General features: G+C 65.0%; 20 protein-coding genes and 1 tRNA gene. 9 read left to right on the top strand and 12 right to left on the bottom strand.

All coding sequences use genetic code 11. The annotated features are described in order from the left end of the window. Positions 1–132: 132 nt before the first annotated feature. The 4 genes from ACWGQ2_RS11865 to ACWGQ2_RS11850 all read left to right on the top strand — a co-directional run bounded on the left by ACWGQ2_RS11865 (position 133) and on the right by ACWGQ2_RS11850 (position 3,227). A complete protein-coding gene (locus ACWGQ2_RS11865; protein ID WP_452017481.1) occupies positions 133–579 on the top strand; it encodes an FMN-binding protein in 447 nt (148 codons plus the stop codon). Positions 580–587: 8 nt separating this feature from the next. Beyond that, on the top strand, positions 588–1,460 hold the full coding sequence (locus tag ACWGQ2_RS11860) for an FAD:protein FMN transferase (RefSeq protein ID WP_452017479.1): 873 nt from the start codon (positions 588–590) through the stop codon (positions 1,458–1,460). Continuing rightward, positions 1,457–2,974 (top strand): oxidoreductase, encoded by a 1,518-nt coding sequence (locus ACWGQ2_RS11855; protein WP_452017477.1) that lies wholly within the window; start codon positions 1,457–1,459, stop codon positions 2,972–2,974. Before ACWGQ2_RS11860 ends, ACWGQ2_RS11855 begins: the two co-directional genes overlap by 4 nt. A 177-nt stretch (positions 2,975–3,151) precedes the next feature. Beyond that, positions 3,152–3,227: transfer RNA gene (locus ACWGQ2_RS11850), tRNA-Arg, on the top strand. A 72-nt stretch (positions 3,228–3,299) separates the two neighbouring features. On the opposite strand, the gene ACWGQ2_RS11845 is transcribed toward ACWGQ2_RS11850, so the two are convergent. The 4 genes from ACWGQ2_RS11845 to ACWGQ2_RS11830 all read right to left on the bottom strand — a co-directional run bounded on the left by ACWGQ2_RS11845 (position 3,300) and on the right by ACWGQ2_RS11830 (position 7,571). Then, on the bottom strand, positions 3,300–4,508 hold the full coding sequence (locus ACWGQ2_RS11845; RefSeq protein ID WP_452017475.1) for an ABC transporter permease: 1,209 nt from the start codon (positions 4,506–4,508) through the stop codon (positions 3,300–3,302). Further along, complete coding sequence (locus ACWGQ2_RS11840; RefSeq protein ID WP_452017473.1) at positions 4,505–5,251, bottom strand: ABC transporter ATP-binding protein; 747 nt, start codon at positions 5,249–5,251, stop codon at positions 4,505–4,507. Before ACWGQ2_RS11840 ends, ACWGQ2_RS11845 begins: the two co-directional genes overlap by 4 nt. Next, on the bottom strand, positions 5,248–6,273 hold the full coding sequence (locus ACWGQ2_RS11835) for a secretion protein HlyD (RefSeq protein WP_452017471.1): 1,026 nt from the start codon (positions 6,271–6,273) through the stop codon (positions 5,248–5,250). The genes ACWGQ2_RS11840 and ACWGQ2_RS11835 overlap by 4 nt, the downstream gene beginning before the upstream one ends. A gap of 266 nt (positions 6,274–6,539) precedes the next feature. Continuing rightward, positions 6,540–7,571 carry a GlxA family transcriptional regulator gene (locus ACWGQ2_RS11830; protein ID WP_452017469.1) on the bottom strand — a complete coding sequence of 344 codons (1,032 nt, stop codon included), beginning with the start codon at positions 7,569–7,571 and terminating at the stop codon, positions 6,540–6,542. Positions 7,572–7,652: 81 nt separating this feature from the next. Here ACWGQ2_RS11830 and ACWGQ2_RS11825 point away from each other — a divergent pair, with 81 nt between their 5' ends. Next, complete coding sequence (locus ACWGQ2_RS11825; RefSeq protein ID WP_452017467.1) at positions 7,653–7,871, top strand: hypothetical protein; 219 nt, start codon at positions 7,653–7,655, stop codon at positions 7,869–7,871. Here the strand turns inward: ACWGQ2_RS11825 and ACWGQ2_RS11820 are convergent. Beyond that, a complete protein-coding gene (locus tag ACWGQ2_RS11820; protein WP_452017465.1) occupies positions 7,868–8,518 on the bottom strand; it encodes a DinB family protein in 651 nt (216 codons plus the stop codon). The two genes, ACWGQ2_RS11825 and ACWGQ2_RS11820, sit on opposite strands and share 4 nt — an antisense overlap. Positions 8,519–8,622: 104 nt before the next feature. Between ACWGQ2_RS11820 and ACWGQ2_RS11815 the strand changes: the two genes are divergently transcribed. Both ACWGQ2_RS11815 and hrpA read left to right on the top strand, forming a co-directional pair. Beyond that, the gene (locus ACWGQ2_RS11815; RefSeq protein ID WP_452017463.1) at positions 8,623–9,639 is read left to right on the top strand and encodes a helix-turn-helix transcriptional regulator; all 1,017 of its coding nucleotides are present in this window, start codon (positions 8,623–8,625) and stop codon (positions 9,637–9,639) included. Between the two features lie 13 nt (positions 9,640–9,652). After that, positions 9,653–13,546, top strand: a complete 3,894-nt coding sequence (gene hrpA / locus ACWGQ2_RS11810; protein ID WP_452017461.1) for an ATP-dependent RNA helicase HrpA — start codon at positions 9,653–9,655, stop codon at positions 13,544–13,546. Positions 13,547–13,582: 36 nt separating this feature from the next. On the opposite strand, the gene ACWGQ2_RS11805 is transcribed toward hrpA, so the two are convergent. The 3 genes from ACWGQ2_RS11805 to ACWGQ2_RS11795 form a co-directional block, all read right to left on the bottom strand. After that, positions 13,583–14,011 carry an HIT family protein gene (locus tag ACWGQ2_RS11805; RefSeq protein ID WP_452017459.1) on the bottom strand — a complete coding sequence of 143 codons (429 nt, stop codon included), beginning with the start codon at positions 14,009–14,011 and terminating at the stop codon, positions 13,583–13,585. A gap of 94 nt (positions 14,012–14,105) precedes the next feature. After that, positions 14,106–14,945: a sulfurtransferase gene (locus tag ACWGQ2_RS11800; RefSeq protein ID WP_452017457.1), complete on the bottom strand. Its 840-nt coding sequence runs from the start codon at positions 14,943–14,945 to the stop codon at positions 14,106–14,108. Beyond that, a complete protein-coding gene (locus ACWGQ2_RS11795; protein WP_452017455.1) occupies positions 14,942–15,601 on the bottom strand; it encodes an MBL fold metallo-hydrolase in 660 nt (219 codons plus the stop codon). Before ACWGQ2_RS11795 ends, ACWGQ2_RS11800 begins: the two co-directional genes overlap by 4 nt. A 105-nt stretch (positions 15,602–15,706) precedes the next feature. Here ACWGQ2_RS11795 and ACWGQ2_RS11790 point away from each other — a divergent pair, with 105 nt between their 5' ends. Then, entirely contained in the window at positions 15,707–16,126 is a 420-nt protein-coding gene (locus ACWGQ2_RS11790; RefSeq protein WP_452017453.1) for a Fur family transcriptional regulator, read from the top strand. A gap of 634 nt (positions 16,127–16,760) precedes the next feature. Further along, entirely contained in the window at positions 16,761–18,635 is a 1,875-nt protein-coding gene (locus tag ACWGQ2_RS11785; protein WP_452017451.1) for a DUF222 domain-containing protein, read from the top strand. A gap of 451 nt (positions 18,636–19,086) precedes the next feature. Here the strand turns inward: ACWGQ2_RS11785 and ACWGQ2_RS11780 are convergent, their stop codons facing one another. The 4 genes from ACWGQ2_RS11780 to ACWGQ2_RS11765 form a co-directional block, all read right to left on the bottom strand. Further along, complete coding sequence (locus ACWGQ2_RS11780) at positions 19,087–19,953, bottom strand: metal ABC transporter permease (protein WP_452017449.1); 867 nt, start codon at positions 19,951–19,953, stop codon at positions 19,087–19,089. Continuing rightward, positions 19,940–20,719: a metal ABC transporter ATP-binding protein gene (locus tag ACWGQ2_RS11775; RefSeq protein ID WP_452017687.1), complete on the bottom strand. Its 780-nt coding sequence runs from the start codon at positions 20,717–20,719 to the stop codon at positions 19,940–19,942. Before ACWGQ2_RS11775 ends, ACWGQ2_RS11780 begins: the two co-directional genes overlap by 14 nt. A 32-nt stretch (positions 20,720–20,751) precedes the next feature. Next, on the bottom strand, positions 20,752–21,726 hold the full coding sequence (locus ACWGQ2_RS11770; RefSeq protein WP_452017447.1) for a metal ABC transporter solute-binding protein, Zn/Mn family: 975 nt from the start codon (positions 21,724–21,726) through the stop codon (positions 20,752–20,754). A gap of 225 nt (positions 21,727–21,951) precedes the next feature. After that, positions 21,952–23,022, bottom strand: coding sequence for a hemolysin family protein (locus tag ACWGQ2_RS11765; protein ID WP_452017445.1), 1,071 nt, complete (start codon positions 23,020–23,022; stop codon positions 21,952–21,954). Between the last annotated feature and the right edge of the window lie 186 nt (positions 23,023–23,208).

Below are 23,208 nucleotides of genomic sequence, written 5' to 3'. Positions count from 1 at the left end.
CCGTTTGCGTCCGTGTCGGTCCCGGAGCGGCGACGGTGTGTCCTGCGGCACAGCCGGGCACCGAAAGGCACCCGGCTGCGTTGATGGGTTGTAATAAAGAAGGGGAGAACCGCCTGCAATGAAGGAGCATCCGTGAATTCCAAGAAACCGCTGCTGAGCGCTGCAGCAGGGCTGGCACTGTTGGGCACCGCAGGCTGCGGCTCTGCCGGGACCGCCCAGGACGCCGCCGTCGATGAGGCTTCAGGCACCCCCTCCGCCGCTCCTGCTCCCGGCACCCGTGAGTTCGCGGACGGCGAGTACACGGCCACCGGCAGCTACATTCCGCCGTCCAACACCAAGGAAGAAGTCACTGTCTCCCTGACCCTCAGTGACGGAGTCGTCACTGAGCTGAATGTCTCCACCTCGGGAAACCACCCGACGTCCAAGCGCTACCAGGCAGAGTTCACCGACGGCGTGCAGAAAGAAGTCGTCGGAAAGCCCATTGACGAGCTGGACGTCCACAAGATTGCTTCTTCCTCACTCACAAGCTCCGGTTTCAACAAGGCCCTGGACGCCATCATGAATGAGGCTGCCAGCTAGCGGCTGCCATGGAGTCCTGGGGATTCGAAGCGATCGGCACACAATGGGAGATCAGTGCCGGGGCACCAATCGACGCCGCTACCCGCGCTGCTGTCTCGGCGCTGGTAGCCGGCTACGACAAGGCACTGTCCCGCTTCCGGCCCGACTCACTGCTGGCCACCCCGGCCCGCAGCGGCGGAAGTGTTTCCCTGCCCGGCTACACGGCAGGGCTGTTCACCCTCTTCGATTCCCTGGACCGGCTGACCGGCGGACGGATGAACCCGCTGGTCGGCGGATCCCTGGAACGCCTCGGTTATGGTCCCGGCTACCGCCTGACACCGCAGGGAGAAGCCTCCGGCGCCCCTGCGTGGCGGGAAGCAGCACGGTGGGAGCGCGGAGATTCCGGGGACATCCTGCTTCATCTGGACCGGCCGGCAACCGTGGATGTGGGAGCCGCCGGAAAAGGCCAGCTGGTTGACCTCGTCTGGGAGCTGATCACCGGACGCGGCTATGCTTCGGTTGTGGTTGATGCCGGTTCAGACATGCGCCATTCCGGGCCTGAAAACCTGCGGGTCGCCCTGGAGCACCCTTACAACCCAAGCCAGGCGATCGGCGTCGTGCAGCTTCAGGACCGTGCACTGTGCGCCTCCGCCACCAACCGCCGGGCATGGGGCGGGGGCCTGCACCACGTCCTGGATGCCTCCACCGGCACACCGGTCCAGGCCGTAGCTGCAACCTGGGTGCTCGCCCGGGACGCCATGACAGCAGACGGCCTGGCCACAGCACTTTTCCTTACCGACCCTTCCTCCCTCGCCGCCGAGTTCGACTTCGACTATGTACGGATGTTCTCCGACGGCAGGGCAGAATTCTCACCCGCAATGGCTGGAGTCCTTTTTTCATGACCGTATCCCTGAGCACTCCCTCCGCACGGCTGCAGCGCCTGCTTGGCAGGATGAGCATGTACCGCATGCTTGTGGTGCTGCTGCTGGCCATGGCCGCGTGGTCCTTTGTGCTTTCCCTTACGGGGGCGCTCTTCTACAGCCCGGCTGAGCTCGCTGCCACCCTGGCCACAGCCGTTGTCTCCACCCTGATGGCCAGCCGCGTTATGGGACTGCTGTTCCGGACCTTCCCGCAGACCGACTCGGCGCTCATCACCGGCCTGCTGCTGTTCTTCCTGTTCTGGCCGACCACTGACGGCGCGCAGCTGGGCTGGATTGCCCTTGCCGGGCTGGCCGCCACAGCATCGAAATACCTGCTGGTATGGCGCCGGCGCCACATCTTCAACCCGGCTGCCGTTGGTGCCTTTGTTATGGGCGTTACCGGGCTGAACGCTCCCGTGTGGTGGGTGGCGGCTCCGCTGATGCTGGCAGTGGTGGTTCCCGCCGCTCTGCTGGTGCTTTACCGCAGCCGGCTGCTGCCGATGGCCGCGGTGTTCACCGCCGTCACCGCCGGAATTGTTACCGTGCGTTTCGCTTCCGCAGGGGAACCCGTGCTGGAAGGTCTTGCCACTGCCTTTACCTCCTACCCCATACTGTTCTTCGCCGGCTTTATGCTTTCCGAGCCCCTGACCCTGCCGCCGCTGCGCTGGCAGCGGCTGGCGGAGGCCGCCGTCGTGGGCGTCCTGTTTGCGGTTCCGCTGTCCGTGGGCCCGGTCTTTATGTCGCCGGAGCTGGCTCTGCTGATCGGCAACCTGCTGGCGTTCGCGGCGGGACAACGCGGCGGCATTGCGCTGCGGCTGGTCTCCTCCCGGGAGCTGACGCCGAGCTCGCGTGAGCTGGTGTTTGAACCCGAGCGGCCGCTGCGCTACACCGCCGGCCAGTACCTGGAACTCAGCCTGCCGCATCCCAGCCCGGATGGCCGTGGCCTGCGCCGGATCTTCAGCCTCACCTCCGATCCGGCGGATCCGAAGACCGTGTCCGTGGCCCTGCGCGTGTCAGTGCCGGGCAGTTCGTTCAAGACGAAGCTGCTGGCCCTCAAACCAGGTGCCCGGATCTCGGCAACTTCGGTCGGCGGCGATTTCCAGCTTCCCCGCGACGTGTCCCGCAAGGTCCTGATGGTCGCCTCCGGAATCGGCATCACGCCGTTCCTCAGCCAGCTGCGGTCTGCGGCGGCCATGGACCGGGACGTTGTGCTGGTCTACGCCGCCTCCTCCGTGGAAGAGCTTGCCTACGCCAAGGAGCTTTCGGATCTTGGGGTCCGGGTACTGGTGTGCACTCCTGCCGACCCATCGATCCCGGGGTGGACCTGGCTGGGTTCTGGACTGCCCGATGCCGCAGCCCTGGCCAAGGCAGTGCCCGACGCCGCTGAACGGACCGCCTTTGTGGCCGGCTCGCCGTCGACTGTTGCTGCTGCCCGCAGTGCGCTCAAGGGTGCCGGTGTGCGCCGCGTCCACACCGATCCGTTCCTGGGCTACTAACCTTCCTCTCCCCTCCCCGTCCCCCCCCCCGAGAGGCCAGTTACGGCTCTTTTCAGCGCTGAGAAGAGCCGTAACTGGCCTCTCGAGGGATAAGAAACGAAAGTGGTTTCCAGGCAGCGGCCAGAACCTGCTAAGCTTCTTTAGTCCCTGCAGGACACACCGGTTTTCCGGTGTCCCGCCCTCGTAGCTCAGGGGATAGAGCGGTTGCCTCCGGAGCAACAGGCCGTAGGTTCGAATCCTATCGAGGGCACCAAACCTGCAGGGAAAACCCCGCTGCCATTACAGGCAGCGGGGTTTTTTGTGTCCTTCTTTCCGGCCCCGCGGGCTAAAAGCGGATCGCGTCGATGACCTTCACCCGCACCGCCACCAGTGCCGGGATCAGTCCGGCCAGCGCACCCACCGCCGTGGCGGCACCCAGTCCCAGCAGCGCGGCCTCAATCGGGAACGGCGGCAGCTCGGAAATGCCGAAGGCGACCTGGCGTTGGACAACCGGCAGTTTGGCTACGGCGATGGCCGCCATCACACCGACCAGCCCGGCGACGAAGGTTGCCACAACGGATTCGAGCATCACCCCGAAGAAGATCCGGCCCGAGGTGGCCCCGAAGCTGCGCCGGATGCCAATCTCGCGGACGCGGTACTTCACCGTGACCATGGAGATGTTCAGCAGCCCCACCGCCCCAAGCAGCAGCACCAGGCCGGCGATTCCGCCCACCGCCAGCTGCATTCCGGCGTAGGGATCGCCCCAGGCCGCATAGTCTCCGCGGTAGGCATCGATCTGCATGGACGGGAACTCTGCTGAGAGATCCGAGACGATTGCGGCCTGCAGGGGTTCGGCGAGTTCCTCCGGGACCCACAGCTCCAGCATGGGCTGGCCGTTCATGTCCGTTCCGCCCCCTGCGCCCATCCGGTCGTAAGCCTCCGCGAGCATGTAGGCCGAGGGAGGTTCATCAGGCCAAAGGTCCCGGCGGACGCCGGTAATGACAGCGTCCACCGGTGTGCCGTTCGAAATCCGCACCACGGGATCCACAGCAAGGTCCGGCGAACCCATGCGGGCGTAAAACGCTTCGTTCACGATGACGGCTGGGGCCAGACGCTGGCCGTCCGTTTCGCTGAACCATGACCCGGACGTGAGGTTGACCCGCCGCATCAGACCGTAATCGGCTTCAACCACCGATGTCTCCGCCTGCACAACCCCATCCGGGAACTGGAAAGGAACCACGGTCCGCAGGTTCAGCGACGAGTACTCGACTGCATACCGTTCCGTCACAGAGCTGAAGGCCTGCCGCAGCGGCGCCGGGTCCGTGAGGCTCCCGTCCATCGGATAGGCGCCCACGGTGAGTGTGGCCGGCCGCCCGCTGGTGGCCTCCGAGCCCTGCTCCATCGCTTCCCGGGACATGTCCGCCAGCGCGACGACGGTGGTCAGGGACGCCACGGAGAGGGCCACACCAACGAGTGCCAGCAGGATCCGGGTCTTATGCGTCCGCAGTTCGGCCCATGCTTCAACCAGGGAACCGGCAATGCCTGAGAAGCTCATGCCGCTGCCTCCGACCCTAGACGCAGGTGCCCGCCCTCCAGGAGGTAGTGGCTGTGGGCCAGGGCTGCCACGTTCGGGTCGTGGGTGATCGTGATCAGTGCCGCCCCGGATTCGCCTGCCACTTCAGAGAGCAGTGCCATCACGGACTGACCCGTGGCAATGTCCAGGGCACCGGTGGGCTCATCGGCGAGGATCAGCCGGGGGCTGCGGACCAAAGCCCGGGCAATCGCTACCCGCTGCTGCTCGCCGCCGGAGAGCCGCTGCGGTTTCTCCCGCAGCCGGTTTCCCAGCCCCACCCGGTCCAGCATTTCGGCTGCCAGCCTCTCCCTGCGCCAAAAGGCACTCCCCTTCGCATAGAGCAGGGGTGTCATGACGTTCTCCAGTGCCGTCCGCTCCGCCAGGAGGTTGAACTGCTGGAAGATGAACCCGACGGCGGCGCCGCGCAGCACGGCCCGCTGGTTGCCTCCCATGGTGTCCACCCGCACACCGTTGAACTCAACGGTGCCGGTGGAGGGAAGGTCCAGCATGCCCAGGATGTTCAGCAGGGTCGACTTTCCGGACCCGGAACGCCCCACGATCGAAAGGTGGTCTCCCTGCCGGACGTCCAGGTCAACGCCGCCGAGGATATGCAGCTCTTCGTTATCCGGCAGCCGGACCGTCCGGGTGACGTCCCGCAGCCGCACCAGCGGCTGGTCCTCCGCCGCGGGGGAACCGTCCCCGCCGGGGAACAGGTACCGGGTCATCCTCCCATCGCCCCCGTCATGGCGAACTGGTCGCCGTCCTGGGCCGGGGCCCCGGGAACAAACTGGAGGATCTGCTCGCCTTCGGCAAGCCCTTCGGTGATCTCCACCTGTTGGCCGTCGTTCAGTCCCAGGCCCACGGCACGCTCTTCCGGCGCGCCGGCAGCGTCCTGGACTACCCAGACCACACCGTTCTGCACCGCTCCGCGGACGGCGGTGGCAGGCACGGTGACTACGTCATCCGCCTGGCCTGCGGTGATGTCCACGCTCGCCCCGAGCCCGGCAAACACCGAGACTCCAGCCGGGACGGCACAGCTGAATGTTCCCGTTGTTCCGCCGGCAGGCTGCATTTCAGGGGATGCGGGGTCCTGGCCTGCATCGCCTTCTGCGGCCCCGCCGGTGGTGATGTCTGCGCATGCAAACGGAGCCGGTCCGCCGTTGAGGGTCACGGTGGCGGTCTGCGGACGGTCCAGGATGCGGAACTGCTGCTCCGCACTGAGGGTTCCCTGAACCGAGAACGTTCCGGGGGCCACCGATGCGACGTCAGTCCCCACGGTGACCTGCTGGTTCAGAAGAACGGGGAAATCGGTGAGGGTGCCCGACGCCGTCGCTACGACGTCCGAATAGGTGTACAGCTGGACAGGTGCGGGCGGCGGGGCGTCGTCGTCGCCCTGCTGCATAACCGGTGCAGCCGGTTCATCAACGGGCTTCCGGACCTGGAAGAGCCGGTCCCCCTTGGCCACCGCCTGGCCAGCCTCCACGTCGATGAACACCACAGTCCCGTCACTGGTGCTGCGGACCTTGGCCGCCGGATCGGCGACGACGGAGCCCTGCGCCTGGACCAGGTTGGTCACGCTGGCGCGGGTGGCTTCGACTGTTGCAGTTTGCAGTTCAGCCGAAGGAGCGTACGTTTCCGTCTCCGCGGACAGACCGTCAAGAAAGGCCAGCTTGAACAGCGCTGCGGCGATTACGCCAAACACCACCAGCCAGAGAACTGGAAACACCAAGCGCCGGGCAGCACTCATGCAGATCCCCCAAGTACGATTCGCTGCCGGGATACCGGCAGCGGGAATGGTCCGGTTCCAGGAACAGCGGCTGCGCTGGCAGGTTCCGGTTGATGCGGTTGGACGCTACCAGCACTAAACCGCCGACGACGGCGAAACGGCCCGCGCCGCGCCAAATCCATCCCGCGGGTGGAGACGGCTCATCCTCCCGGCGACGCACTGCGCAACAATCCCGTCCTGGCTACACCATGTTCCGGAAGGACAGGCACCGGGCCCTGCGCTCCGGGTTAACTCAGCCGCCGGGGCGCACGCGGATGGACCGGGTATCCCTGCTGCGCCCAGGCGGGCCTGTCTGCCCGGCCGCGGAACACCCTGCGGTATGCCGACGGGCTGATGCCCACAGCCCGGTTGAAGTGGTGCCGCAGCAGAACGGCCTGGCCGAACCCGACGGCACGGGAAACCTCGTCGATGCTCAGGCCCGTGTCTTCGAGCAGTTCCTGCGCCTTGAGGACGCGCTGGGCGTTGATCCAGGCACCGGGGGTCGATCCGGTTTCGGCTTTGAAACGGCGTGCGAAAGTCCGTTCCGACATGTGGGCACGGGCAGCGAGGGTGCCCACGGAGTGCTCCTGGTCCAAGGTGTCGGTGATCCACACCAGGACGTCTTCCAGCGTGTCGCCCCGGGTCACCGAAACGGGCCGGTCTATGTACTGCGCCTGCCCGCCGTCACGGTGGGGCGGCACCACCATGTCCCGGGCGATGGCGGCTGCGGCCTTCGCCCCCAGTTCCTGCCGCAGCAGATGGAGGCAGGCGTCAATGCCGGCAGCTGTGCCGGCGCTGGTAATGACGTTGCTGTCCTGGACGTACAGTACGTCCGCATTCACGGCAACAGCGGGATGGAGCCTTGCCAGGAGGGCTGAGTTCCTCCAATGAGTGGCAGCCTTCCTGCCGTCCAGAATTCCGGCTTCTGCGAGCGCGAACGCGCCGGTGCAGACGGACATGACCCACGCCGAGCGCCGGTGGGCGTCCCGCAGGGTTTCAAGGACCGGCTCCGGCAATCGATCAGGCCCGTCCGGCCAGCGTCCGTAGGGCGCCATGACAACGAGGTCCGCGTCCGCTGCGGCGTCGAGTCCGTTCTCCACCTGGATTGAGTACCCGGCGGAGGTCCGGACCGGACCGGGAACCAGCGTGACCATCCGGAAGTCGAAGCGCGGCACACCGGTTCCCCGCGATGAGCGGTCGATTCCAAAGATCTCTGCCACCAACCCCAGTTCGAAGGGACCGGTGTTCTCCAGTGCGATCAGCGCAACGCTTCTGAGCATGCGGCGAGTATGGCAGTTTTTTGACGCTAATGGTCATACCTGCCACTTATTTTTGCGCCGGCCCGGACGGAACCTGAAGCCATGGAAATCTTCTTCACGCTTATGGTTCTCGGGGTACTCGCCGCAGTCACCGCTGCAGTGGTGATCGCCATCCGCCGCGACGGCCGCGGCCATCTCCCGCCTGTACCCCGACGCCCCTGGCACGGCAATGCCCTGTGGGACACTACGGACACCCGGGACCTGTTCCCGTCGCTGTCCGCCGACGAGCACTACCAGAGCTACCGTCCCCGCGGCTATTAGGCGCTGGTGTCCTGCTCCTCCACGGCGTTCGCCGCGGGCTGCGCATCGGACAAATCCCGGTGGGCATAGAGGTCACGCAGCAGGGCCACCTCCGCCAGATGGTGGATCAGTTCCCGGTGGATATGGAGCACCAGCGTGGCCATTGGAGCCTCCGCCCATCCCCCTTCGGCGGGTCCCACGGGCCTGGCCAGCTCTTCCTCCGAAAGGGCCGCAACGTGGCTGATCCACCGCTCGTAGTACTCATCGAGCAGGGTGAGGGCTGCGGCGGCGCTGCCCGGATAGTTAAAACTCTCATAGTCGGCCGGCGGGCCTCCGAAGTGGGAGGCATTCCGTTGCCCCAGGACGCCGGAGAGGATGTGGGACAGCCTCCACGCGATGGTGGTGACGGGTGCGGGTTCCGGCTCGGGGTACGCCCAGTCGCACGTGTAGTCCCCGGACCCGGCCTGGATTGGAGCGTCTCCGGTTCCCCGGGGCCGGACACTCCAGCACCCCTGAACCGGTTCCCAGAAGTACTCCTCATCAGTGAGACCCTCCAGCCGGGGTCTGGCCTGGTTCTCCCAGTGCCACCTGAGCTGGTCGGTGAGCTCCGTCCCCCAGTTCAGCAAGGGCTGCGGCGGCGAGTGGTGGACATGGGTGTGCTCAGTCATGACTGCTCCCTGATGTATTGAGCAAGGGCGGTTTTCTCGAGTGCACCCAGACTAGTTTTCATTCCGGACAGCTTCTGTCCGCATCCCGGAGTAGCTTTAGGAACATGCTCGAGACATCAGCAAGGCTGCTGCATCTGCTTTCACTGCTGCAGCTGCGCCGGGAATGGACCGGCGCCGCTTTGGCCGAGCGCATGTCCGTCACCGAACGCACCGTCCGCCGGGACATCGGCAAGCTCCGCAGTCTTGGCTATCCAATCTCTGCGTCTCCTGGGATTGCCGGGGGCTACCAGCTCGGCGCAGGCGCGCAGCTGCCTCCCCTGCTGCTCGATGACGAGGAGGCGCTCGCCGTCGCCCTGGGCCTGACCGCGGTGGCTTCCGGCCCCGTGTCCGGCATCGGCGAAGCCTCCATCCGTGCCCTGGTGAAGCTTGAACAGGTGCTTCCCGGCAGGCTGCGGCCCAAATTCTCTGCCCTGCGCCAGTCGGTGAGTGTCTTGGCCGGACCCTCAGCAGCAGCTTCGGCGGTCAACCCGGAGATCCTGACCGCCTTCTCAACTGCGATCTCGGAGCGGCGCACAGCGGCCTTCCGCTACCAGGCACTTGAGGCTGCCGAGGGACGGCGGATCGTGGAGCCGTACAAACTGGTCAGCACCGGACGGCGCTGGTATCTCGTGGCGTGGTGCACGGAGCGCCGGGACTGGCGGACCTTCCGGGTGGACCGCTGCCAGTCGGTGCCTGTCCTCCGCGAGCGCTTCGTTCCCCGACCGCTGCCTGCCAAGGACCTCGCCGCCTATGTACAGGCGGCTATCACCCGCAGTCCCTACCAGTACGACGTCGTTATCCGCATTGCGGCTCCCCTGGCTTCGGTGGCGGAACAGGTTCCCGCCGAAGTTGCTGTCCTCGAGGCCGACGGTCCCGGACACACCGTGCTGCGCAGCGGCTGGGACTCTCTGGACCAGCCGCTGGTCCGGATGGCGGGCATGGGTGTGGAGTTCGAGATCCTGGCGCCCGAGGAAATGCGGGAACGGGCGCGGTCGGCCGCCGGGCTGCTGGCACGTGCTGCCGGAGCACCCCCGGCCCCGCAGCCGCTTCCTTCTCCACAGGCGCTTCCGCCCACGCACTAGACTGGTGCCAACTATGGCACTGACAATCTCCTATCCCACGCAGCTCCCTGTCTCGGAACGCCGCGAAGACATCATGGCCGCCATCGCGGCGAACCAGGTCACCGTGATCGCCGGTGCCACGGGTTCGGGCAAAACAACCCAGATTCCAAAGATGTGCCTGGAGCTGGGCCTCGCGGAGAAGGGCCTGATCGGCCACACCCAGCCCCGCAGGCTCGCAGCCCGGACGGTCGCGGAACGGATCGCCGAGGAGCTCGACGTCGAGATCGGCGCGGAGGTGGGCTTCCAGGTCCGTTTTACCGGCGAGACCAGCCGGGACACCAAGGTCAAGCTGATGACCGACGGCATCCTGCTCGCGGAAATCCAGCATGACCGCAAGCTGAAGAAATACAGCACCATCATCATTGACGAGGCGCATGAACGCAGCCTCAACATCGACTTCATCCTCGGCTACCTCAAGCGCCTGCTGCCTGAGCGCCCGGACCTGAAGATCATCATCACCTCAGCCACCATCGACCCGGAACGCTTTGCCCGGCACTTCGCCGCCCCGGACGGCACGCCGGCCCCAATCATCGAGGTGTCCGGCCGGACCTTCCCGGTGGAAATCCGCTACCGGCCGCTGAACCAGCCCGCCCTTGGCGCAGCGGAGGACGAAGAAGACGAGCTCGAAGAGGACCGCGATCCGCTGGACGCTGTCTGTGACGCCGTCGATGAGCTCTCCCGTGAGGCTCCCGGCGACATCCTCATCTTCTTCTCCGGTGAACGGGAGATCCGCGACGCAGCCGATGCCCTGCGCGGGACCGTGACCCGCAACCCGCGCCTGGCCAATACGGAGATCCTGCCGCTCTACGCCCGGCTCTCCCTGGCGGAGCAGCACCGGGTCTTCTCTCCCGGCAAGCACCGCCGGATTGTGCTGGCCACCAACGTTGCCGAGACCTCGCTGACGGTCCCCGGCATCAAGTACGTGATTGATACCGGCACTGCGCGCATCTCGCGCTACTCGCACCGCACCAAGGTGCAGCGCCTGCCGATCGAGCGCATCTCCCAGGCTTCAGCCAACCAGCGTTCCGGCCGCTGCGGCCGCGTCTCGGACGGCATCGCCATCCGGCTCTACGCCGAGGAAGACTTCGAAGCCCGGCCGGAGTTCACGGATCCGGAAATCCTGCGCACCAACCTCGCCGCCGTCATCCTCCAGATGGCCGCGATGGGTGTGGCCCAGGGGCCCAAGGATGTAGCGGATTTCCCCTTTGTTCAGCCGCCGGATCCCAAGGCAGTGAACGACGGCGCGCTGCTGCTGCGCGAGCTCGGTGCCCTGGCACCCAAGGGCGGGATCACCGCCGTCGGGCGCAAGCTGGCCCAGCTGCCCGTCGATCCCCGGCTCGGCCGGATGATCGTGGAGGCCGGCCAGCGCGGCTGCGTGCGTGAGGTTATGGTCCTGGCTGCCGCGCTGACCATCCAGGATCCGCGTGAGCGGCCGTCGAAGGACGATCCGGCCCGCGCGCAGAAGGCCGCTGAGCTGCATAAACGCTTTGTGGACGAGAATTCGGACTTCACCGGCTTCCTCAATCTGTGGCGCTATGTGCAGGAGAAGCAGAAGGAGCTCTCCTCCTCCCAGTTCCGCAAGCTGTGCAGGAACGAGTTCCTGAACTTCCTGCGCATCCGCGAGTGGCAGGACCTCTTCGCCCAGCTGCGCCAGCTGGCCAAGCCCCTGGGCATCACGCTCTCCCCCGGCGAGGTGGATCCGGTCGGCAAGGAGAAAGACGTCCACATCTCCCTGCTCGCGGGACTGTTGAGCCACATTGGGCTCTACGACCAGCGCAAGCGTGAATACGCCGGTGCCCGCGGAACCCGCTTTGCCGTCTTCCCCGGCTCGGCCCTGTTCAAGAAGTCCCCGGACTGGGTGATGGCTGCCGAGCTGGTGGAAACCTCACGCCTCTGGGCGCGGATCGCGGCCAGGTTTGACCCGCTCTGGGTGGAGGAAGTGGCCCCGCACCTGATCAAGCGCACCTACAGCGAACCGCACTGGTCCAAGCGCAACGGCTCCGTGATGGCCTATGAGAAGGTCACGCTCTACGGTGTACCGGTCATTCCGCGCCGCAGCGTGAACTACGGCCGGATCGATCCGGTGCTTTCCCGCGAGATGTTCATCCGGCATGCCCTGGTGGAGGGCGACTGGCGCACACACCACAAGTTCTTCCACCGCAACCAGGCGCTGCTCGCAGAGGTCGAAGAGCTGGAAACCCGTGTGCGCCGCCGCGGCCTGCGCGTGGACGATGAGACCCTCTTCGAGTTCTATGACGAGCGTGTTGGCTCCGACGTGGTCTCCGAACGGCACTTCGACAAGTGGTGGAAGCACGCGCGGCACGAGAACCCCGCACTGCTGGACTTTGATCCGGATGCCCTGCGTACGGACGACGCCGCGGGACTGGACGAGAACGAGTTCCCCAAAACCTTCCGGTACGCGGACTTCGACCTGCCGCTCTCCTACGAGTTCACTCCCGGCGTTCCGGGCGCCAACGACGGCGTGACGGTCGAGGTGCCGGTCCTGTTCCTGAACCAGCTGGATCCCGAACCGTTCCGCTGGCAGATTCCCGGGCTGCGCGCCGAACTCGTTACTGCACTCATCAAGTCGCTGCCCAAGGCCGTGCGCAAGAACTTCATACCGGCTCCAGACGTGGCGCGTGCCGCTGCGGCTGCGCTGGCAGCTGACTTCGATCCGGCGTCGGATCCCCTGGAGCCGTCGCTTGAACTGGCCCTGCGCCGGCTGAAGGGCCACATCATCCCGCCCGGCTCCTGGAACTGGGATGCGATCCCGGAGCACCTGCGCATGCGGTTCTCCGTGGTGGATTCCTCCGGACGGGTACTGGATGAAGGCAAGGATCTGGCCGCGCTGCAGGAGTCGCTGGCTCCTGCAACCCGCCGGGCCATTGCCGAGTCGCTTGGCGCCACACCGGGTACGGTGACGCCCGCCCCGAAGGCTGCCAAGGGCAAGCCGGCGCGTGCCGGCGCTGCGGCCAACGGCAAGGCATCGCCGTCGTTCCGTGAGGAGACCGGCCTCACCGAGTGGAGCGTGGGCACCCTTGAACGGCGGATCGACACGCTGGTTGCCGGGCATACCGTCACCGGTTATCCCGCTCTGGTTGACGAAGGATCCACCGCCGGCCTGCGGGTCTTCCAGAGCGCTGCCGAGCAGGAAGCCGCCATGCGCGGCGGCGTGATCCGGCTGCTGGCGCTGCGGGTGCCGAGCCCGGCGAAGTACGTGCTCGAACACCTCAGCAACGCGGAGAAGCTGACCTTCAGCCAGAATCCGCACGGCAGCGTTTCAGCGCTCATCGAGGACTGCACGCATGCTGCGATCGACAAGCTCACTCCGGAGTCACTGCCGTGGACCCGCGAGGAGTTTGATGCGCTGTATGAGCGGGTGCGTGCTGACCTGATCGACACCGTGTTCACCGTGACGGCAATTGTTGAGAAGGTCCTGTCCGCCACGCGGCGGATCCAGAAGCAGCTCAAGGGAACCACGTCGCTGGCGCTGATTTCGGCGCTCAATGACATCCGGGCCCAGCTGGAGCAGCTGGTCTACCCCGGTTTCGTGGCGCGTACCGGCTACGCGCAGCTGGCGCAGCTGCCGCGCTACCTGACCGGCATTGAGCGGCGGCTGGAGAAACTGCCCACCAACGTGCAGCGGGATTCGCTGAGCATGGCGGTGGTGCAGGGGCTCGAAGATGATTACGACGACGCCGTAGCGGCCCTGGTGCCCGGGCGCGGCACTCCGCCGGCGCTGGCTGAGGTGCGCTGGATGATCGAGGAGCTGCGGATCAGCTTCTTTGCCCAGGAACTGGGAACGGCCCGGTCCGTTTCGGAGAAACGGATCCGGACCGCTCTGAACCAGGCGCTGGCTCCGGCGTAGGATCTGCCGGGCTGGGCTGTGCCGGGCTCTGCCGGGCTACGCCTCGGGGACAAACTCGCCGTGGCCTGCGGCTTTGAGGCCTTCGCGGAGCTTTTCCGCGTTGGCTGCCATACGGTCCTGGTCCGGGTTGGTTTCTGCCCGGCTGAAGTCGAAGTCCTGCAGCGAGTTGGCCGGCCAGACGTGGATGTGCAGGTGGTCGATCTCGAAGCCGGCAATCGTCAGTCCTGCGCGCTCGGCACCGAAGACGTCCACCTGAACCTTCCCAATGGCCTGGGCGACGGCCGTCATCTTGGCCAGGAGGTCAGCCGGAGCGTCCGTCCACTTGTCGATTTCCTGCCGCGGGACCACCAGGGTATGCCCGTCGGCGAGGGGGCCAATGCTGAGGAAGGCAACGACGTCGTCATCCTTCCAGACAAAGCGGCCGGGAATTTCACCCTCAATGATCTTGGTGAAAAGCGTGCTCATGCGTTCTCCTTGCTCGGGCTGCTGGCGGTCCCCGCCAGGCAGCTGCACACGCAGCGGGGGCGGAACGGGACGGCCGGTAAACATGGCTTTGACGCTACCCGTCCGCGGCGCCGGTTGCCACCGGCTGCCCAGGTGTGGAGGACCATTGCGACCACGAGCCGGGATACAGTGCAGCTTCAATGCCCGCCATAGCCAGCGCTGCGACCTCCGCCGATGCGTAAACCCCGGAACCGCAGTAGGCACCTACGGGTTTTGAACCGTCCACCCCGGCAGCCTCGAACCGCTGTCTCAGTTCCGGGACCAGCAGGTAGTGTCCGTTGGCATCCAGGTTGCCCGCTGCGGGAACGTTGATGGCTCCCGGGATGTGCCCTGCCTGCGGGTCGATGGGTTCGCTCTCACCGCGGAAACGTTCGGGTGCCCGCGCATCGATGAACACACCGTTGGCTGCCAGGGCCGGCGCTTCAGCCATGTCAACCACCGGCATGTGGCCCCAGGACAGGTTTACCGAGCCGGGGGCAGCCGTGACCTGCCCCTTCTCCAGCGCTCCGCCGGCTGCCTGCCAGGCCTGCACACCGCCGTCGAGCAGCCGGACAGTCTCGAAGCCGGCATGGCGCAGCAGCCACCAGGCCCGTGCTGCTGCGGCACCTCCGGCGGCGTCGTACGCGACTACTGTGTCGCCGTCGTTGATTCCCCAGCCCTGCGCCAGAGCCGCGAACACCGACGGCGATGGCAGCGGGTGCCGTCCTCCCGGTCCCGGCGGGGCGGAGAGCTCAGTGTCCAGGTCAACGTAGACCGCTCCGGGAAGGTGCCCCTCGAGGTACCTGCGGTGTCCGTCGCTGCGCCCCAGCTCCCAGCGCACGTCCAGCAGGCGGACCGGTTTCCCAGCTGCCAGTTCCTCGCGGAGCTCTGCCGCACCGATGAGGATTTCCGTCACAGATCCACCACATCTCCAGGTGCCAGCCTCTGGTAGCTGGTTCCGTACATGGCGCCGAAGCGTTCCAGGTGTGTCTCCACAATTCCGCGGCCCTTGCCGTTTAGCAGTGCGTCGTGGATCGGATGTGCGGTTGCGGCTCCGACTGCAATGACAAAGTCGATGACCTCCCCCACCTTGGACCAGGGAGCGTGGATTGGAACCAGCAGCACCTCTGCCTTGAGTCCGTTGGGTACCGTGAACGAATCTCCGGGATGGTAAATGCGGTCTTCGATCAGGTTGGCGAGGTTTTCAACCATCGGAATCAGCGGGTGGATCAGTGCGTGCTGCCCTCCGAAGGAGCGTACCGATATTCCTGCGATGTCCTGCACCGTGTTGGGTTCGACGTCGTGGATGCGGTCCTGTGCGTTCTCTGCTGCCTCTTTGCGCAGAGATGCCGCCAGTGCTGCGGGTGCGTATAGCTGGAGGTCGGCGCGCTCGGCCAGGATGGGCAGAACCTGTTCCTTGTCGATGTGGTCTGCGTGCTCATGTGTCAGCAGGATGGCGTTGGCGTCCTGCAGTGCCTCTTCGACCTCGGAAAAGTTTCCCGGATCCAGTACCAGGACTGATCCTTCTTTTTCGAAACGGACACAGGAGTGCGTGTACTTGGTCATTTTCATAGGGTCACGATACTCCGGGTCTGCTGCCGGCTCCGGGCAGGCCACGGTGTGCCAACGCTGATAATCTGGGGTCAGGTCCGATCCCCGTTAGCCCAGGAGGCTTCCATGTCAGCGCAGCCATCGTCCTCGCGGCGGACTGCCGAGCCTCGGGTTACCCGGCAGCGGCTGGCTGTGGGGCGCACTTTGGATTCGCTGGATGACTTTGTAAGTACCCAGGAACTTCACCGTCTGCTTCAGGACCGCGGCGACAAAGTTTCCCTGGCTACTACCTACCGGATCCTGCAGTCCATGGCAGATGACAAACAGGTTGATGTTCTCCGTGGTGCTGACGGTGAAGTTCTGTACCGCCGCTGCGAGGCTGAGCACCACCACCACCATCTGGTTTGCCGCAACTGCGGGAAGGCAGTGGAGGTTGAGGCTCCTGCTGTGGAGAGCTGGGCCGCCCGGTTGGGCCGTGAGCATGGTTTCACCGAGGTTGCGCACACTGTTGAGGTCTTTGGGCTTTGTCCGGAGTGTTCGCGGTAGCTGCTGGATGGCCTGCGGTGTGTCTGGGCGTTTACCAAGCTGCTCGTCCCGTTTCCGTCTGCTTGCTGAAGATCAACCGCGTGGGCGGGTATGCAAAGCTGCTGCCACGTCGGCTGCACCGGGCTCCGAGCTGTGGGCTCCGGTAAGACGCTGATGGCGCCTAGTCGCGTGGGCATTGCCTACGACTGAGCTCCGTTTCTCATAACGAGCAGCGTCTCGTTCGCTTTGTGATCCCGAGCGATTTGGCGTTCTTTCCCCCCCGTATCCAGTGGCTCCGGATGTGCGAAAAGCGGGTAAATCACCGGTAATTGGTGGTCCTGAAAAGAGCCGGATTGGGCCCTGAAATGTCGGTGGCAGCTGACAGTGTTGGGGTATGAAGCGCTCCTCGGACACCCCGTTTTCCCGGTCAGCAGACCGGGATGGCGATGGTGTGCCGGGTACTGAACCCGCCGTGGAATCGGGTGCCGAGTCCTTTGCTTGCCCGGGTGCCTGCGCCTTCTCTGGGCCTCATCCCGGTGGGCCGTCTGACACTCATCTTGGAAAGCCCCCAGAGCCTGGTCCGCAGCACCCGTCTGGCCCAGATCCCAAGCACCCGTCTGGCCCACACCCCGACTCCGTTAACCGTTCAGGATCCGTGTTCCGCGCCAATCCTGATGTGGATGATGATGCGTCGGTGTCGTCCCTTCCGGAGGGATTTGCCGGGAGGTTGTCGTTCCGGGGTGCCGAGACCCTGGGTTATGAGGAAACCGTCTCGGCCTTGCAGCGTCTGGGCATGCTGGTGTCCTGGGCGCAGGCGCAGCAGGCACGTGTTGCTGCCCGCCTGGAAGTGCTTTTCGCCCGGGACATTGCCGAAGCGTCCGGCCGGGAAGAGCCCGCCCTGGCCATGAGTCTTGCAGCTGCCGAGGCTTCCACTGTCCTCAACATTCCGCACATGACCGCGATGCAGCTGATCAGCGAATCCACCCGGCTGTGTACAGAGGCGCCGGACACTCTTGACCGTCTGGCCGAGGGGAAGATCGCGCTCCAGCATGCCCGGATCATCCTCGACGAAACCCACAACCTTCCCGCCGACGTCCCTGACGTTCCAGAAGCGGGGACCGGCCCAGAGGTCGTCAGCCCATCGGCACCGGACGGTTCGTCCACCAGCGATTCGGGCCAGCTGGACTTGGACTTTGGGCAGGACGGCGGGCTGGGCACTGAGCACAGTCCCGACGCCCCGGACGAAGCAGTCGGCGAAGAAACAGGAACCGGGACCGAAGACACGGCCGTAGTCAGCGGTGCACTGAGTGTCCGTGGCGCGTTCGAACGCGATCTGCTCGCGCAGGCTGAGGGCAGGACTGCTGCCGGATTCGGACGGCGGGCCCGCAGGCTCCGTGAGTCCCGCTTCCCGGATCTGATTCCGGTCCGCCACCGGGAGGCCAAGGACAAACGCCGGATCATGTTCCAGCCCCTGCCCGACGGTATGTCCTGCCTTAGCGCGATCATCGCCGCGGAGAAAGGCCAGGCCATGTTCGCCGCCCTCACCGGTGCCGCGAAAGCCGGGAAACGAGCCGGAGATCCACGAACTATGGACCAGCTCCGCGCCGACACCCTCACCGAACTGCTCATCGACGCCGGGCCCGCCAGCACGAATCCTGGTGCGCCTCATACCGTTCCTCGGTCCGGTGCTGACAATCAGGAAGGACCCTGCCACCGCACCTCGCCCAGCCGTGATAGCCGGGCCGGCACCGACACCAACGGCGGCCCCGGACTGGTGAAACCCGTGCCCGCTACGAACCAGCCCGAGACCGGATCCGGGACCGGAATCGGGACTGGGACCGACGCTGCGACGGGAACCGGCACCGGGCCCGGAGCCAGAACTGAGAGCAGAACCGTCTCCGAATCCGAATCCGGGGCACATGCTCCTGCAGGACCCGATACCGGGACCAGCACGATCAAACGTCCCCGCCGGGCCGAACGGCACCGCAACCAGAACCGCTCAAAAGTCCGCACGGAAGTCATGGTCCTGATCAACGCAGACACCTTGGCCGGACTCGACGAGAACCCCGCCGAACTCAACGGCTACGGACCAATCAGCCCAGAGACCGCACGGTCCATGATCCTCCACGCCCTGCACTGGACACCCCTAGCCCAGGACCCAAACAGCGGAGAAATCCTGGGCGTAGGACGAACACGCCGCATCCCCGCCGGACTCAAACGCTGGCTCCAGGCCCGGGACGGAACCTGCCGGTTCCCCGGCTGCTCAGTCAGTGTCACGCACGCGGAGATCGACCACACCACACCGTTCTCCCACGGGGGATCCACAGAACATACGAACCTGGAACATCTGTCCAAAACACCACCGGTTCAAAACCCTCGGACACTGGAAAGCACGCCAACCCGAACCCGGAACCATCGAATGGGACTCACCCACCGGCCGCACCTACACCACCGGCGCCGAACTGGCTTTCATGCCGGCCAGGGCAACAGCCAGATCCTCAGCCCTGGCGGAGGAAGGCGAGAGTCCTGACGATGATCCACCACCGTTCTAGCTCCTCATAGCGTCTTTAACCGGCTCCCTCTGGACGGCGCTGCCCGGCGCTGCACCTGCGACGGCAGTGATTCCCAGGGTCCAGGGGCCGGGGTCCATAGTGACGGCAAACCGGATGGAAGTTACTCTGACCGGAGTTGAGGCTCCCCGGAAGGTTCCCAAATGTCTGGACCCAGAATCGCACTCATCTCCATCGGAGTGGTCATTGCCGGAGCATTGTTGAGCGCGGCGATAGGCACGTTCGTCCCCCAAGCAGGCGTTCTCCGGGCACTCCCGGTCGCTGCGGCCGCGTCAGTCATCTGCCTGATGGTTCACGAATACGTCTCGGGCAGAAAGTCTTGAACAGCTGCCCATCAACCGGCCCCCTGATCCCTATGCCGTCGGCGCGGCTGGAGCAGGAGCCAACTCTCGTGGCAGCCAGCCCCACCGCTCACGCAGCAGTAGCCAGCTTTCGGGTCCGGCCACGGACAGCCATGATGATCCGGCAAACCACATAGATCGCAAACGAAATTGTGGTCACGTAGGGACTGATGGGAATGCGCCCGCCCAGAGCCAGAAGAATGCCTCCCACAGCAGAAACCAGCGCGAAGATGACACTCAGCCCCACAACAAGACGAGGAGAAGAGGTCACAAGCAGGGCAGCTGCAGCCGGGGTAATCAGAAGCGAGAGCACCAGAAGAGCACCGACAACCTGGATGGACAGCGCAACGGAAAGCCCCAACAGGAACATAAACACTATGGAAAGCACGCCCACAGGAACACCACGGGCCTGCGCAAGCTCAGGATCAGCACTGGCAAACGTCAACGGACGCCACACAACAACAAGACCCACAACAACGACGGCGGCACAAATGGCAAGAAGGTTCAGCTGGACACTGTCCACAGCAACAATCTGACCGGTAAGCAAGCCGAACTTGTTGGCAGAACGGCCCTCATAGAGAGCAAGGAACAAGATACCCAGACCCAGACCAAACGGCATGATGACACCGGTAATCGAGTTCCGGTCGCGGGCCTTCAAACCAAGCAGAGCAAGAATTAGAGCGGCAGCTATGGAACCGACGAGGGATCCAAGAACAACGTTCGCACCCAGAAGCAGAGCCAGAGCAGCACCGGCAAAGGACAGCTCGGCAATGCCGTGAACAGCAAACGCCAGATCGCGCATCATCACAAAGACGCCAATAAGTCCGCCAACCAAACCCAGAATGGCCGCAGCCCAAAGAGAGTTGGTAACCAGAGGAAGCAGCTGACCGTAGTCGCTGAAGTCGAAAACAGAAGAGAAGAACTCAGAAAGGTCCAAGATCGGACTCGCTTTCGCCGTGGTGGTGCGTAGTGGCGTCCGGAACTCCAAGCACCACAATCCGGCCGTGGCTGCGCAGCACTTCCACATGGGAACCGTACATGTCCGAAAGCACGTCAGAGCGCAGAACTTCCGACGGCGTACCGGTACGGAACTGGCCGCCTGCCAGGTAGAGGACGCGGTCCACATAGTCGATGATCGGATTGATCTCGTGCGTCACGAACACAACAGCAGAGTCATGCACATGCGCCCGCTCATCAATCAAAGCGCTGATCGCCTGCTGGTGGTGCAAATCGAGAGAGAGCAAAGGCTCATCACAAAGGAGCAGGTCCGGATCGGTAGCCAGGGCCTGGGCAGCCCGCAGCCGCTGCAGTTCTCCGCCTGACAGCTTCCCCACCGGAGCATCGGCGTAGCTGGTGGCACCCACCTGGGCCAGAAGCTCATCAACCCGGGCACGAACCGGACCGCGGCGCAGGCGGATACCCCACTTGTCGCCGTCGACCCCCATACCCACAAGATCCCGGGCACGCAGCGGAGTTCCGGGAGCAAAGGACTTCTGCTGCGGAATGTAGCCAATGTCCTTGCTGCCGCGTTCAACCCTGTGCCCGTTAATGGTGACGGTACCGGCACTGAGCGGCTGCAGCCCCAGGAGCACCTTCAAAAGCGTGGTTTTTCCCGTCCCGTTGGGACCCAGGACGGCGAGGAACTCCCCGGCATTAATGTCCAGGTCAAGCCCCTGCCAGAGCGTACGGCTGCCAAAGGCCATTGAGGCCCCGCGCAGCTGTACGACGGCGCGGCTCACTTCAGGACGTCCTGGATGTCCGTCACGTTACGGTTCATCCAGGCGAGGAAGTCCTCGCCCTCGGGCAGGGTCTCGGAGAAGTCGACGACGGGAACTCCCGCTTTTTCGGCCGTGCTGCGGACAGCATCGGTCTGCGAGGTGGAGGTCTGTTCGTTGTAGGCCAGGAACGCAATATCCCCGGACGCCATCAGGTCCTGCATCTCCTTGAGCACGGCAGGAGGAACATCCTGCCCCTCTTCCACAGCCTCGGTGAAGTCATCGGGGGTGACGTTGTGCAGTCCGGCATCTTCCAGCAGGTATGCCGGGACCGGCTCGGTCATTGCGACGTCGCGGCCCGCTGCAACCGTACGTACCTCAGCGAGACGGTCCTCCAGTTCCTGGATCCCTGCATTGAAGCTTGCCGCGTTGTCCCGGAAGGCCTCCTCGTTTTCAGGATCCAGTTCAGCCAGGCGCTCGGCAGCGGCTTCAGCCAGCAGCCCCATGGCCTCCGGGTCGTACCAGACATGCTCGTTGAAGCCGCCGTGGGAATGCCCGGCGTGATCGCCGCCGGATTCTTCGGTTTCATGGTCCTCGGCGTCGTGCCCCTCCTCTTCGAGACCTGAGATCTCGACGGCGTTGAGCACGTTCTCGGATGCAACGGACTCTTCCTGGACCAGGGTCTCCATAAAGGAGTCGTATCCCCCGCCGTTCAGGACAACAACCGCTGCTTCGGAGACAGCGAGCTTGTCCCGTGCGGTCGCCTCATAAGAGTGCGGATCCTGGGACGGGCGGTTGATGATCGACTCGACGCTGACAAAGTCGCCGCCTACGGATTCGAGAATGTTCCCGTACACATTGGTGGAGGCCACCACGCGGATGGTGTCTCCGCCCTCACCGGCTGCGCTGTCATCCGAGGAACCTCCGGAGCAGGCGGACAGCGCGAGTGCGGAAGCGGTCAGAATTCCAGCCACACGGATGGGCAGGCGGCGCATAGTGTCAGTATCCCCGTTTCAAGTGTTGGTGCAACCTCCGGCGGCACCGGGGCTTGATCAGCATAACCTAAACGCGAATCATTCGCATCTAAGAAGCCGGGCAGCCGCTCAGGTAATTCTCTCCCCGAGCGGGCTGCCCGGGGCCCGGCCGGTGGTCGGCCCCCGGCGACCGGCCCCCGGCGACCAGCCCCCCGGCGACCAGCCCGTGGACCAGGCCCCTTCGGCTCAGCCCGTGAAGCTCTCACCGGAGCGGCGCAGCCCCTGGGACTGGGTAGCATCCCGGATCTCCCCCACCAGCTGTTCGATGATGTCCTCCAGGAACAGCACCCCGCGGGTCTGGGCATCGTCGCCAAGGACACGGGCCACATGGGATCCGGTGCGCTGCATGACTGCCAGCGCGTCCTCGATTCCGTCACTCAGGCGCAGGTTTGCCAGCGTGCGGACCTTGTTCTCCGTGATCGGCAGCTCGTAGGCCTCCTCCGGGATGGCCATGACGTCCTTCAGATGCATGTAGCCGGTAAAGTTGCCGGCCTCATCCATCAGCACAAAGCGGGAGAACCCGGTGCGCCCCACAGCCTTTTCAAACTCTGCAGGCGTGCAGTCAGTACGCAGGGTAACCAGCTCATCGAGCGGCACCATAACTTCCCCGGCCGTCTGACCGGAGAACTCAAGCGCCCCGGAAATGACGCCGGAATCGTCTGCCACCAGGCCGTGCCTGGTGGATTCCTGAACAATCGACTGCACCTCCTGCAGCGTGAAGGAAGAGGTCACCTCATCCTTGGGAGTGATCCCGACGACGCGCAGCGCATGGTTGGCAATCCAGTTCAGGCTTGCGGTGATGGGACGGACCACCCGCGAGATCATGACCAGCGGCGGCGCCAGTGCCAGGGCAGCCCGGTCCGCGACGGACACGGAAATGTTCTTCGGGACCATCTCACCGATGGTCACGTGCAGGAAGGTGACGAACAGCAGCGCCGCCAGGAAACCGGAAAGGTCCGCAACCTCGGACGGCACACCCACTGCTTCCAGCGGAGCTGCCAGCAGGTGATGAATCGCGGGCTCGGCCACATAGAGAATCAGCAGAGAACACACCGTGATGCCCAGCTGGGCACAGGCCAGCATCAGCGAAACGTGCTCCATGGCCCAAAGAGTGGTCTTCGCCCGCTTGGAACCCGCATCGGCCAGGGGTTCGATCTGGCTGCGGCGCGCGGACATCACCGCGAACTCCGCACCCACAAAGAAGGCGTTGCCCAGCAGCAGGACTACGAGCCAGAAAATACCGGCAAGATCACTCATCGTGTTCCCTCCCTGCGGGCAGGCGCACCGAAGGTGCTGTTCACAGCCCGTGCGCCATGCGGCGCAACCGGGGCGTCAGCGGCCTTGGCATCCGCAGTGGGCGATGCGGCCGGTGACGCCGAAGCGGCCGCATCCGGCGAAGATCCTTTGGACACCGGCTGGGCAGATACCCCGCGCTTCCCCGGC

Source organism: Arthrobacter sp. NPDC055585, assembly GCF_053619115.1.
This window is presented reverse-complemented; position numbering and strand designations above follow the sequence as displayed.